Source organism: Blautia wexlerae DSM 19850, assembly GCF_025148125.1.
In the GTDB taxonomy this organism is placed as follows: Bacteria; Bacillota; Clostridia; order Lachnospirales; family Lachnospiraceae; genus Blautia_A; species Blautia_A wexlerae.
This window is the reverse complement of sequence record NZ_CP102267.1, coordinates 3116540-3129689: the sequence shown is the minus strand read 5'-3', so window position 1 is coordinate 3129689 and position 13150 is coordinate 3116540. Positions and strand designations below refer to the sequence as shown.

Sequence of the window (13150 nt, the reverse complement as noted above, 5' to 3'; positions counted from 1 at the left end):
GTAAATAAGACTATACGCCGGAGAATTTCTCCGGCGTGTCTTTTATATAACTGGAGGCTTATGAAAAAAGATAATAATAAGATAAAGAAAATCGGGGCATGGATCGCAATCATAATCCTGCTTCTTGCATGTTGTATGCCGATGATTTTTGCATTCGGGAATGGAGAAGATTCGCAGGCCTATTTTAAAGCCTCGCTTGCAGTGGCGATCATGGTTCCCATCATGGCTTATGCAATATGGATGGTTTATAAATTACTGAACAGGAATAAAAAGGTGGTGGATTCGGATATGGAGAATATTATTTTTGACGTTGGACAGGTTCTTGTAAAATATGACTGGGAGACCTATCTGGACAGTTTTGGTTTTCCGAAGGAAGAGCGTGATAAAATTGCGGAAGTGGTATTTCAGAGCAATACCTGGAATGAGAGAGACAGAAGCAGCGAGACTGAGCAATATTATGTAGATCAGATGGTAAAAGCTGCACCGGAGTACGAAAAGGATATCCGGGAGGTAATGCGCCGTTCTGACGAGACAATTGAGAAAACAGATTATGCGGAAACCTGGGTGAGATATCTGAAAGATAAAGGATATCATGTTTATATTCTTTCCAATTATGCAACTGACACACTGGAGAGAACGGAGGATAAACTTACGTTTCTTAAATATGTAGACGGAGCAGTGTTCTCCTGTCAGGTGAAGCAGATCAAACCGGAACCGGAAATTTACAAAACCCTGCTCGGACGCTACCATCTTGACCCGGAGAAATCCGTATTTCTGGATGACAGAGCGGAGAACTGTGAGGCAGCCAGAAAACAGGGAATCCATGCAATTCAGTTTAAATCTTTTAAACAGGCGGCAGCAGAACTGGAGAAACTGGGCGTCAATTAAAATTGTTACTGTTCACTCCGCTCTCAGTAACATAGCCAAAATTCATTCTAGAGCGTGTCTGAAAAACATTTTAAATTGTTTATTTTAACCAAATTAATATTGAGGCGATACAAATAAATCCCAAGTAGGTTGCAGCTAATTTGTCATAACGTGTAGCGATTCGTCGGAATGCTTTTAATTTCAGAAAATACTTTTCTACTAAATGGCGTTCTTTGTATAACCACCAATCACAATGACGTTCAAATTTAGCTCCCTTTCGGGATGGAATGGTTGGCTCTCCACCGCGTGCGTACACATAATCAAGCAATTTATTACTGTCATATCCTCGGTCAGCTAACACATTGCTTCCGTTTATTTCAATTTGATCGAGCAAAGGGATTGCATAATTGATATCATTACGCTGTCCCTCACTGATCATTAAATAAACTGGATATCCATAGGCATCTACTACCGCATGGATTTTGGTGTTTGCTCCTCCACGACTATGCCCGATTTCATTTGAAGGCCCCCTTTTTTGCACCGGCACTATCTTTGGTGCGCCTGGATAATAGAAGCATCAATGGATAATTCTTCCAATTCTGCTTCAAGACTTAAAATACGGAAAATATTATCAAGGATACCATCATCGATCCATTTTCGGAATCGGCTATAGACAGTTTTCCATGAACCATAACGTTCAGGAAGATCGCGCCAAGGTGCCCCACTACGTGCAAGCCATACAATTCCATTCATAATGATACGATTGTCTTTCCTTGGACGTCCTTGTTTTCCAGTATTTTCAGGAGGTAATAAAGGTTCAATGCGAAGCCATTCTTCATCAGTCAACTCATATCGTCTCAACATAGTGAACACCCCTTTTTCTTTATTTTATCATGAAAAAGGGAAATAAAACATGCGTTTTGTGCAATTTTTATTTTTCAGACACGCTCTAGTACAGCGTTTCGTAAATAACTATACCAATCGCGTAGGATGCGGATTCGAGTGTGCTGGTATAAAAACGCAGGCGTAGCGGGCTACGCTGAGGCTTTTAGACCTGTGCAATCGGATTTGCAGACAAGTGAGTGGTATAGTTATTTCGAAAACGATGTACTAGATTGCCTGCGGCAATGGAATTTTGGCTTGTATGTCTCGGGATTTTGGCATATTCATGCCAAAACACCTCGCGGGATAGTGGTGTGTGAACAGTAACTTAAAATTCACTAAAAATACAAAGAATATCATTTGTATTTTTAACTGAAAGATGATATAATAATAAAGCTTGTGGAAGGAATATTTTCCATATGTTTCCGCACAGGCATAATACCTATGAAATATTGGAAAAGAGGATTAAAGGAAATGAGCGATAAAACAATCTTAGAGCAGTGGCGTGCCATCGCCTATGACCAGCAGGCAGACCGTAATAAACTTCAGAGATTTTGGGCAAATTATTTTAATATTGAAAAAGGAATTTATGAGCAGCTTCTTAGCAACCCGGATGAGGTAGTAACCGGTACAGTTAAGGAACTGGCTGAGAAATACGGACAGGAAGTTCTGACAATGGTTGGTTTTCTTGATGGAATCAATGACAGTCTGAAGATTCCGAACCCGATTGAGACAATGGATGAGAACACAAAGGTTTCTCTGTGCTTTGATAAAGAACTTCTTTATAAGAACATGGTAGATGCAAGAGCTGACTGGCTGTATGAACTGCCACAGTGGGATGCGATCTTTACACCGGAGAAGAGAAAAGAACTTTATCTTGAGCAGAAGAAATCAGGAACAGTTGTCAAAGCAAAGAAAATCGGACGTAATGATCCTTGTCCTTGCGGAAGCGGCAAGAAATATAAATATTGCTGCGGTAAGAATGCGTAAGCATCCAAATCTGGAATATATTATCGTGCTTGGTGCCCATGTAGAAGGTACCCGGCTTACAAAAGCCCTTCTGGAACGTACCAGAAGGGCTTTACAGTATATGGAAGAGAATCCTGAGACTAAGGCTGTTCTGTCCGGAGGAAAAGGGGACGGAGAATCTATCACAGAAGCTCAGGCAATGTGCAATTATCTTGTGGAACATGGAATTGACAGAGAACGACTGATCCTGGAAGAGAAATCTACCAGCACAACAGAGAATCTGAAGTTCAGTCTGGGAATGATCGGACTGAATCATTCGGTTGGCATTGTCACCAATAATTTTCATGTTTTCCGGGGAACGGCCATAGGAAAGAAATGTGGATGCAGAGAAATTTATCCCATTCCTTCCAGATACCGTTCATGGAGACTTCTGATATATATTCCAAGAGAAATCCTGGCAATCATCAAAGATAAGCTGATGGGAAATATGTGACTGTTATGCGAATCACTATTTGACAGAGAAATATTTTTCCTTAATAACAGAAACCGGCATTTCCTGTCCGGTCCAGATCTGGAAAGCTTTAGCCCCCTGATGAAGAAGCATATACATGCCATTAAAGGTCTGGCATCCGGCTGCTTTGGCCTCTCTGAGCAGTCGGGTTTCCTGTGGCTCATAGACAACATCTGCCACTACAAGCTCAGGATGGAACAGAGATGTATCTTTGATGATGGTATCGTCGATATCCGGAACCATGCCTACAGAGGTTGCATTGATCAGCAGATAACTCTGTGCAATGGAATCTCGCAATGCAGTATGATCATCATTGTCGAAGAGGCAGACCTGACAGCCTGTTTTAGCAGAGAGATTCTCAGCGAATTTCTGTGTGCGATTCCAGTATCTGCTGGTGCGGCGGGCAAAAATATGTACGGAAGCCGCACCGTCCAGGGCAGACTGTGCACAGATGGCCATCGAAGCTCCTCCTACTCCCATGACAGTTATATTTTTACCGGTAATATCATGTCCCGCATCACGTACAGATTGCATAAAACCGTACCCGTCTGTATTGTATCCGATTAACTTTCCGTTATCGTTCAGTACAGTATTGACAGCACCGATCAGTTGGGCTTCAGGGGAAAGCTCATCCAATAATTCTACAATTTTATTCTTATTCGGCATGGTAAGGTTGAAACCGCGAATGCCGCAAGTCTTTAATCCTGCAACTGCTGCAGGAAGAGTTTCTTCATTTACATCAAAACATAAATATACATAGTCAAGCCCGAGAAGGCGAAATGATTCATTATGCATCAAAGGGGAAATGCTGTGTGCCACCGGGCTTCCTAAAAGCGCGGTAAGACCTGTGTGTCCGGTAATATTATTCATGTTAAAATCCTCCAGTCTGTTTTGTAGCAGAGACATAAAATACTGTCTGAATTGTGACAGTATAGAAGATGCCCTTCTAAAACATAGAAATTATCTATCATTTTATTCTAACTTCAATTATATGTCAATACATGTTCATTTTGGTTTATATGATAAAAACTGTCGATTTAGTGCGACAAATAATAAGACATAATTCCTCCGTTTTGACAAAATCCGCATACTTTATCACGTATAATGAATCTCACTTACCGAAGTGAAGGAGAAGTCAGAGGCAGTATCAGACGGAGGGAAGGAAATGCATTACGAAATATACATAGATGTAGTTTTTTTCACAAATCTCCTGATAGATTACATATTGATCAGATTTACAGGAATATTATTCCGATGTGGAAGAAGCAGAAAAAGAGCTCTTCTGGGAGCTGCTGCAGGTGCGGTGTTTTCCTGCTGGATCATTTATCTGCGATCTTTTCTGGAGTCTGGGATTTTTCTTCCGGCACTTGTCCTGCTGCATGGTGGCTGTGCTGCAGGAATGCTTGTGATCGGATGTAATCTGAAAAGGGGAAGTCTGCTGCTTAAAGCAATACTTACACTGTATTTTGCCGCATTTCTGTGTGGAGGGTTCTGGGAAGTGATTGTCAGTGATAAGTTGACAGTCAAAATGTTTCTGATCCTTGCAGCAGCAACGTGGTCCGGCATTACAGCGTTGTCATATCTGATGGATTCCCTGAGAATACGGACAAAGAATATCTATCCGATAACCATATACTATAAAGGATGTGGATATCCTTTTCATGGATTTTATGATTCCGGAAATCTGCTTATGGATTCTGTAAACGGAAAACCTGTATCTGTAGGGACAGAAAAAGTTTTATCTGAAATATGTTCAGAAGAAACCGTAAGCTGTTTAAAACACCTGAAAGAAAATCCCGGGGAGTCTGGGAAACCGGGAACTGCTGGGCTTCATCCACATTTTACCTTTTTTCACAGTATAGGAAAAGAACAGGGAATGATGCTGGCTGTTACTTTTGAGAGACTCTGCATTCAGACTCCCGCAGAGGTTGTCTGCATAGACAATCCGGTATTTGCATTTTCATTTGAAACATCCGCTTTTGGTAAGGAATACGAGGTACTTTTGAATTCCAGATTACTTTAACGGGAGGGGTTGTGACTATGAGCTGTTATCCATTACAGGTAGTGTCAAGAATGGTGATGAACCGTTCAGGAGAAGTTTTTTATATTGGTGGAAATGATGTGCTGCCGGCACCGCTGGAGCCGAAGCGTGAGGCGTTTATACTGCAGAAGCTTGGAACAGGGCAGGAAGAAGAAGCGAAGTCTGTTCTGATCGAACATAATTTAAGGCTTGTGGTGTATATTGCAAAGAAGTTTGATAACACAGGAGTCGGGGTGGAGGATCTGATCTCAATCGGAACGATTGGGCTGATCAAGGCAATCAATACCTTTAATCCTGTAAAAAACATCAAGCTTGCCACTTATGCATCCAGATGTATAGAGAATGAGATCCTGATGTATCTTCGCCGCAACAGTAAGACAAAGATGGAAGTGTCCATAGACGAACCGCTGAACGTAGACTGGGATGGAAATGAACTCCTGCTTTCTGATATTCTGGGAACTGATGAGGATGTGATTTCAAGACGTCTGGAAGATGAAGTGGAGATTTCGTTGCTGTCAAAGGCAATTAGAAAGCTTTCACCGCGTGAGCAGACGATCATCCGCCTTAGATTTGGTCTGGGAAAGGAGAATGCTGCAGAGAAAACACAGAAAGAGGTTGCAGACCTTCTGGGAATTTCTCAATCATATATTTCCAGGTTGGAAAAAAGGATCATGAAGAGATTGAAAAAGGAAATTGTGAAATATGAATAGACGTAATTGGGGAATGTAGTATAATGATATAAAGGATAGTAACTATTCAGCAATCCGACTGTAACTGTGAAAGCACTGAACGGTTATAATATAAGCAAACTGTGGGAACTGTTTTGCAGTGGGCGATTCACAGATATCAAGTCGGGGAAAGAAAAAAGGACAGAAGAGAAAAGTGAAGCTAAATAAAATACAGACAGAAAAAAACAAAGATAAAACTCTGAGGCAGGATACAGAAAGCTGCATACTGGCAGATTGCAGTTTATGTCCGAGAAATTGCCATGTAGACAGAACAGCCGGAAAAACCGGATACTGTGGAATGAATCAGAAGGTTAAGATTGCAAGGGCAGCTTTGCATATGTGGGAAGAACCATGTATTTCGGGAACCAGAGGTTCTGGGGCAGTCTTTTTTACAGGATGCAATCTGAGATGCTGTTTCTGCCAGAACCGGGAAATTGCCATTGGTGACAGTGGCCTTGAGATCACTGAGGAAAGACTGGCAGAAATATTCCTGGAACTGCAGGAAAAGGATGCTGCAAATATCAATCTGGTAACCGGAACACATTATATTCCACAGATCATCGTAGCTTTGGACTGTGCAAAGAAGCATGGGCTTAATATTCCGGTTGTTTATAACTGTGGTGGATATGAGAACACAGAGACATTGAAACTTCTGGACGGATATGTGGACATTTATCTTCCGGATTACAAATATGCGGAGAGCGAATTGGCGGTGAAATTTTCACATGCGAATGATTATCCTGAAAGGGCTATGGAAGCAGTTAATGAGATGGTACGCCAGACAGGAATGCCACAGTTTGATGCAGAGGGATATATGAAACGTGGGACTATTGTGAGACATCTTATATTGCCGGGGCATACAAGAAATTCAAAGAAGGTTCTGAAACTTTTACATAAGACTTTTGGAAAGCAGATTTATATCAGTATCATGAATCAGTATACGCCGGTTTTTGAGCAGAAAGAATATACAGAACTGAATCGTTGTGTAACCAGAAGAGAATATGAAAAAGTTCTGGACTATGCATTTGAGCTTGGGATTGAAAATGGATTTTTTCAAGATGGTGAAACTGCCAGAGAGAGTTTTATTCCTGCGTTTGATTATGAAGGTGTGAGAAAAATGCCGTAAAATAAAAAACTCCCATAAATGGAAGGAGGCCGGTACTTTCGTACCGGCGCGTATGAAAAAGAAAAATATTTATAAGAAAGATTCATCATCTTTCTAAAATTCATTATATCCAATAAATATGAATAAAATATGAATACGGTGTAAAAAAATAAAATTTGTTTCACCAAAATATTTTTAGAATTTCTTCCATGTATCCCTTACAAACAATATCAGTAACGGGAAAATCTCAAGACGTCCTGCCAGCATATCAAAAGTAAGGATAAGCTTTGAAAACCAGGAGAACATGCCGAAGTTTCCGGTAGGTCCTACCAGTTCCAGACCAGGTCCGATATTATTAAAGGTTGCCGCAACCGCCGTAAAATTCGTGATCAGATTGAAATCGTCAAAGGCAATCAGGAATATGGAGGATGCAAAAATCAGCATATATACAATGAAGAAAATATTTGTGGAACGAACAACTTCATGTGGGATGGCTTTGCCGTCCATTTTTATTTTCTTTACCGCATTTGGATGCAGAAAAATATGAAGCTCCTTGCGGACTGTTTTGCAGAGAATCAGGATCCTGGATACTTTAATGCCGCCGCCTGTACTTCCGGCACATGCACCGATAAACATCAGCAGTACCAGGATTGTCCGCGAAATTTCCGGCCAGGTATTAAAATCTGTTGTTGCATATCCGGTTGTTGTGATAATGGAACCAACCTGGAAAGCTGCCTGCTGAAAAGCTTTGGCTGCACTTCCGAAAATATGGTAAATATTGCAGGTGATGATAAGAATTGCAATACCGATGATTCCGAAATAATACCGCACTTCTTCCATTTTAAAAGCCTGAGCAAATTTTTTTGTGATAATGAAAAAGTAAGCATTAAAGTTAACGCCAAATAAAATCATAAATACAGTAATGACTACCTGCAGATATGTACTGTAACTGGCCATGCTGTCATTTTTAATACCAAATCCTCCGGTACCTGCAGTACCGAAAGCTGTACATATGGAGTCAAACAGCGGCATACCACCGACCAGAAGAAGCAGGATCTGGATCACTGTCATTACGAAATAAATAGAATACAGAATTTTGGCAGTTGACTGTACTTTTGGCGCAAGCTTGCTTACAGATGGTCCGGGACTCTCCGCTTTCATAAGATTCATATGATAACCGCCGGTAAGTGGAAGAAGGGAGAGGATGAAAACCAGAACACCCATTCCGCCGATCCAGTGCGTGAAGCTTCTCCACATCAGCATACAATGAGGAAGTGCCTCCACATCGCTGAGAATACTGGCTCCTGTTGTAGTAAAACCCGAAACTGTTTCAAATAATGCATCTACAGGATTTGGAATGCTTCGGCTGATCACAAAGGGGATTGCTCCTATGATACTCAGAACGATCCAGCTTAATGCTACAGTCACGAAACCTTCTTTTGTGTAGAAAGCCTTTCTTGTCGGCTTTTTCCTGGTGAGAGGAAGCCCGATGACCAGGCATAAAGCAATCGTGATCAGAAAAGCTACACCGGAAGTTTCCTGATAGATGAGTGCCGTAATTGCGGGCAGAGCCATAAATACAGCTTCAATTTTCAGAATCATTCCGATGATATAGATAATAATGGAATAGTTCATGATTTGGCTCCTTTATTTTTCCAGAATATCTGTGATATCGCGAAGGCCCTTCTGAGAAGTTACTATGATAACGGTATCTCCGACCTGAATGGTATCCTGGCCTCTGGGAATCCTGACCTGACCATTTCGGTTCAGGTAACCTACAAGAAGGTTTTTCTTCAGGTTCAGTTCAGATAATGGAATGCCTGTTACCGGTGAATTTTCGCGGATGGCAAATTCCAGAGCTTCTGCCTGATTATCCAGGATATGATAAAGGGTTTCAATATTGCTGCCGATGCTGTTCTGCATGGCACGTACATACTGCAGGATATAGTCGGCTGTGATATATTTCGGATAAATGACGCTTCCGATGTCAAGGTTATCAATGACATCATCAAAGGCAAGGCGGTTTACCTTGGCAACCAGTTTGGCATTGGAAACTGTTTTGGCAAAGAGTGAAAGGAAAACATTTTCCTCATCCATGTTTGTGAGTGATACAAAAGCCTCTGTGCGTGAGAGTCCCTCTTCCATAAGGAGAGAACGGTTAGTTCCGTCTCCGTTAATGATAGTTGCCTCCGGAAGCAGATCACTTAAGGTTTCACAGCGGGACTCATTCTGTTCGATGATCTTAACGGAGATGTTCATATCAAGCAGGGCTTTTGTAAGGTAATAGGAAATGGTTCCTCCGCCGACAATAATGGCGTTTTTTACCTGATTGGTTTTCAGGCCGATCTTTTTGAAAAAGGCTGCTGCATTCACCGGGGAAGCAAGAATGGAAACCATATCTCCGTCGTGGATCACCTGATTACCGCCGGGAATAGATACATGATCCCGGCTTTCTACTGCGCAGAACAAGACGTCGCATTTCAGGGCTTCCGTAATGCGTGAGATTGTCATGCCATCCAGATTAAATTCAGGAAGCACTTTGAATTTCAGCATTTCCACACGACCACGTGCGAAAGTATCGATCTTGATAGCTGAAGGAAAGCGTAAGAGACGGGAAATTTCCTGTGCAGCTGCAAGCTCCGGGTTAATGATCATAGTAACACCCAGACGCTTCTTGATGAAGCTGATCTCTTTGGCATAGATAGGATTGCGGACACGGGCAATCGTCTGGCAATGGCCGGTTTTCTGTGCGATCAGGCAGCAGAGGAGATTCATTTCATCAGAGCCGGTTACGGCAATCAGGATATCTGCATTCTCAATACCTGCTTCCACCAGCGTGTTGATACTTGCACCGTTTCCCACGATACCCATGGCATCAATGTCATCCTGAAGGGAAGTGATCACATTAGAAGAAACGTCTATAAGAGTAATGTCGGATTCTTCTTCCTGAAGCTGTTCTGCCAGGGTACGTCCAACTTTACCGCACCCAACAATAATTATCTGCATAATTCCTCCAATAAGGGGGCTGTCACATAATATCTATGTGAGACAGCCCCTTTTATATCATATTTTTGTTTGTAATTGCTCAATATTTTTGGCAATTACTTTTGTGGCTATTAAGCTAAGAATACTATAGCACCACCAGATATATTTGTAAAGCAAATATGAAATTTCTGTGATTTTTAAGATGGAGCGTATTACTGTTCATTCCGTTCTCAGTAACACGCTTCGCGATGCTAATCGCATAAATTCGCGCAGTATGTCGCAGGTTTTGGCTGCGTACGTTATTTATTGCTGTTGCATGATGCAGTGCAGGGATTATCAAATCCCGGGGTAAAAGCATAGAAATTTTTGGCATCAAGTTCTTCCTGAATGGACTGAAGAGCTTCCCCAAATCTCTGGAAATGAACAACTTCTCTGGCACGCAGGAATTTGATAGGATCCGCAATCTCAGGTATATTTCGGACTACTCTGAGAATATTGTCATAAGTAGAACGGGCTTTCTGCTCTGCAGCAAGATCCTCGAACAGATCAGTGATCGGATCACCTTTACTCTGAAATTCACATGCATTAAATGGTATGCCACCTGCTGCCTGTGGCCAGACTCCCACTGTGTGATCGATATAATACGGTCCAAATCCGGATTTCTCAATTTCCTCCATGGAAAGGTCCCGGGTAAGCTGATGTACAATAGTGGATACCATTTCCAGATGACTGAGTTCTTCTGTTCCTATATCATTGAGCAAAGCAGAAGTCGTCCGGTTCGGCATGGTAAAACGCTGGGAAAGATAACGCAGAGAAGCGCTGATTTCACCATCCGGGCCACCGGAGTGCAGTACCCTATAATAGCCCCGAAAACCCAGTGTTTATGCGGGTTTGCGGGATTTTCAATTCAGGAAATAATGATGTCAAAAGACATTTTTCCGGATTCCTTATCATATATGATCTGTTCCACAACGCTTCTGATCAGATTTCCTTTTTCTTCATAACCTACGTCTGGATTCTTCAGGACATCCGCAACAGAACGGATCTCTTTCAGAATTTTTTCTGTGTCAGGCTGCTCTGCCTGCTCTTCCTGCAATAACTGTGAAAGGGCAGCAGTCAATTCTAACCGATCTGATACCAGACGATCCTTATTATTCTTATATTCTTCCAGAGTATCTACGCCTGCCTCATAAGCCTCTTTGATTCTGCCTTCTCTCATGGCGAGCTTACTGATCTCTCTTTGCAACTGATCAATCTGTAGTGAATGATCAGTCTTTTTCTTTTTACACACATATGTAAATTCTGCTCCATCTAAGATCTGCTCAAAATAAGTTATCACAGCATCTTCGGCCTTTTTGACAGATAAGGCTACGGAAGTCTTATGAAATCCTTTTGCATATTTCCAGCACTGGAAATAAGGACACTTATTATTGCCAGTGTAAGAAAGTGTAGCTCCACAGACAGAACACTTTAAAAGACCAGATAGCCAGTGCTTGCAGGCAGATACGTTTCGCGCCTTGACCGGACGTTTCCGGGAAGTAATAAGCTTCTGACGCTTTTCATACCGTTCTCTGGAAAGACGTACCTCATGGTTTCCTTCAAATTCCACTCCGTTCCAGACAACAGTTCCGCAATAGAAGGGATTTCCAAGAATCCGGTCAACGCTACGCCGCTCGAAGAGTTTTCCACGTTTCGTCCGGTACCCGAGATCATTGCAACGTCTGGCAATAGCTGTCTCATCTAAGTTCTGATTATCATACAGGTCCATAATATAAGAGACAATGGCATATTCAGCCTCATTAATAACATAAGGCTTTCCATGTCCAACTGCAGTATAGCCAAGACAGGGAGATGTCTGATAGCCTTTTTGCAGGGCTTTTTCTTTCATGCCACGCAAGACCTCACCCGACAATCGAATGGAATAGTATTCATCCATCCATTCGATGATGCGCTCGATCAGGCTGCCAAAAGGTCCCTCGATCAATGGTTCAGATACACTGATCACGTCTACATTATCCTTCTTGAGCATACTCTTGTATACGATAGACTCTTCCTGGTTACGGGCGAAACGACTGAATTTCCATACCAGGATTACATCAATAGGATGAGATGGCTGCTTCGCCAGGGCAATCATCTTCTGAAACTCCGGACGCTTCTGCGCATGCCGGCCGGAAACACTCTCAGTAAAGATAAAGTCCCCGGAAACAATCATGTCATTCTTCTGAGCGTAATCCAGCAAAAGACGTTTCTGCGCATCAGGAGATAACTCTGTTTGGTCCTCTGTCGAGACGCGGATGTAAAGACATGCCACTTTACTGCTCATAAATATCACCTCGGTTTTATAAAATATGTAATTTTAAGCATAAAAATAACAGCCACACAAACGTTTGGCTTGTGTAACTGCTCCGAAGATGATACAATATCTTTGCCAAAAGAAAGGGATCTCTTCGGAGATTCTTGAGCCGTCCCTGTTACCAGCGGGGGCGGTTTTTATTATAATAATTCAGAGATCGCAATTGATAAATCGGGATATATACATACTGGAATTTCATCGTCGAAAGAATACAATCCGGTACCCGATTCATTTTCAAAATCGTAGACATTTACGATACCTTTCAGGGGGTTTATAATCCAATATTCTCTGACTCCGGCCATCCGATATTTAAATAATTTTATTCCGTAATCTTTACTCTGGGTAGCAGGAGAAACAACCTCAATTACCCAGTCAGGTGCACCATGACAACCTTTTTCATCTACTTTGTCCGGTGAGCAGACAACTGTTAAGTCTGGTTCGACATAGTTCTTGTTATCTTCATTCAGGAACACTGCAAATGGAGAGACATATGGTTTACAGGATCCGCTTTTACTTTTAATGTAATTGCGGATAGTAGCATACAGTTCACCGACGATTACCTGATGCCTGGTATTAGGTGGTGCCATCATATAGATCTGTCCATCAATCAGCTCTGCACGTTCGCCATCAGGAAGAGCGTAGATGTCATCTATTGTATAAATCCGTTCTTTGGGTAATGGCATAATGAAAACTCCTTTCGTTAATCCAT

13 protein-coding genes and 1 pseudogene are annotated in these 13150 nt (G+C 41.9%); 6 read left to right on the top strand and 8 right to left on the bottom strand.

The genetic code is table 11. The features are described 5' to 3' along the window. Nucleotides 1-60 precede the first annotated feature (60 nt). Complete coding sequence (locus NQ550_RS14530; protein ID WP_029677064.1) at nucleotides 61-888, top strand: HAD family hydrolase; 828 nt, start codon at nucleotides 61-63, stop codon at nucleotides 886-888. 79 nt (nucleotides 889-967) lie between these two features. Here NQ550_RS14530 and NQ550_RS22915 read toward each other — a convergent pair whose 3' ends face one another. Together NQ550_RS22915 and NQ550_RS22910 are read right to left on the bottom strand one after the other, a co-directional pair. Then, nucleotides 968-1408: an IS5 family transposase gene (locus tag NQ550_RS22915; protein ID WP_416386857.1), complete on the bottom strand. Its 441-nt coding sequence runs from the start codon at nucleotides 1406-1408 to the stop codon at nucleotides 968-970. A gap of 5 nt (nucleotides 1409-1413) precedes the next feature. Next, nucleotides 1414-1731 (bottom strand): IS5 family transposase, encoded by a 318-nt coding sequence (locus NQ550_RS22910; protein ID WP_416386856.1) that lies wholly within the window; start codon nucleotides 1729-1731, stop codon nucleotides 1414-1416. 492 nt (nucleotides 1732-2223) lie between these two features. Between NQ550_RS22910 and NQ550_RS14520 the strand changes: the two genes are divergently transcribed. Together NQ550_RS14520 and NQ550_RS14515 are read left to right on the top strand one after the other, a co-directional pair. Then, entirely contained in the window at nucleotides 2224-2739 is a 516-nt protein-coding gene (locus tag NQ550_RS14520) for an SEC-C metal-binding domain-containing protein (protein WP_020994084.1), read from the top strand. Continuing rightward, nucleotides 2732-3211, top strand: a complete 480-nt coding sequence (locus NQ550_RS14515) for a YdcF family protein (RefSeq protein ID WP_025577363.1) — start codon at nucleotides 2732-2734, stop codon at nucleotides 3209-3211. Before NQ550_RS14520 ends, NQ550_RS14515 begins: the two co-directional genes overlap by 8 nt. 15 nt (nucleotides 3212-3226) lie before the next feature. Here NQ550_RS14515 and NQ550_RS14510 read toward each other — a convergent pair whose 3' ends face one another. Further along, nucleotides 3227-4099, bottom strand: a complete 873-nt coding sequence (locus tag NQ550_RS14510; protein WP_025577361.1) for a shikimate dehydrogenase — start codon at nucleotides 4097-4099, stop codon at nucleotides 3227-3229. Between the two features lie 295 nt (nucleotides 4100-4394). Between NQ550_RS14510 and NQ550_RS14505 the strand changes: the two genes are divergently transcribed. From NQ550_RS14505 to NQ550_RS14495, 3 genes are all read left to right on the top strand, one after another. After that, the gene (locus tag NQ550_RS14505; RefSeq protein ID WP_025577359.1) at nucleotides 4395-5252 is read left to right on the top strand and encodes a sigma-E processing peptidase SpoIIGA; all 858 of its coding nucleotides are present in this window, start codon (nucleotides 4395-4397) and stop codon (nucleotides 5250-5252) included. A 17-nt stretch (nucleotides 5253-5269) separates the two neighbouring features. Then, nucleotides 5270-5980, top strand: coding sequence for an RNA polymerase sporulation sigma factor SigE (gene sigE, locus NQ550_RS14500; RefSeq protein ID WP_020994083.1), 711 nt, complete (start codon nucleotides 5270-5272; stop codon nucleotides 5978-5980). Between the two features lie 217 nt (nucleotides 5981-6197). Beyond that, nucleotides 6198-7124, top strand: a complete 927-nt coding sequence (locus NQ550_RS14495; protein WP_025577357.1) for a radical SAM protein — start codon at nucleotides 6198-6200, stop codon at nucleotides 7122-7124. Between the two features lie 174 nt (nucleotides 7125-7298). Here NQ550_RS14495 and NQ550_RS14490 read toward each other — a convergent pair whose 3' ends face one another. The 5 genes and pseudogenes from NQ550_RS14490 to NQ550_RS14470 form a co-directional block, all read right to left on the bottom strand. Then, nucleotides 7299-8738, bottom strand: coding sequence for a TrkH family potassium uptake protein (locus NQ550_RS14490; RefSeq protein ID WP_025577356.1), 1440 nt, complete (start codon nucleotides 8736-8738; stop codon nucleotides 7299-7301). A 12-nt stretch (nucleotides 8739-8750) separates the two neighbouring features. Continuing rightward, nucleotides 8751-10109, bottom strand: a complete 1359-nt coding sequence (gene trkA / locus NQ550_RS14485) for a Trk system potassium transporter TrkA (RefSeq protein WP_025577354.1) — start codon at nucleotides 10107-10109, stop codon at nucleotides 8751-8753. Nucleotides 10110-10387: 278 nt separating this feature from the next. Continuing rightward, nucleotides 10388-10930 (bottom strand): annotated as a pseudogene (locus tag NQ550_RS14480) (manganese catalase family protein); the annotation flags it as partial. Between the two features lie 65 nt (nucleotides 10931-10995). Further along, nucleotides 10996-12411 carry a recombinase family protein gene (locus tag NQ550_RS14475; protein ID WP_025577350.1) on the bottom strand — a complete coding sequence of 472 codons (1416 nt, stop codon included), beginning with the start codon at nucleotides 12409-12411 and terminating at the stop codon, nucleotides 10996-10998. 170 nt (nucleotides 12412-12581) lie between these two features. Continuing rightward, nucleotides 12582-13124, bottom strand: a complete 543-nt coding sequence (locus NQ550_RS14470) for a Uma2 family endonuclease (protein WP_025577348.1) — start codon at nucleotides 13122-13124, stop codon at nucleotides 12582-12584. Nucleotides 13125-13150: the final 26 nt, after the last annotated feature.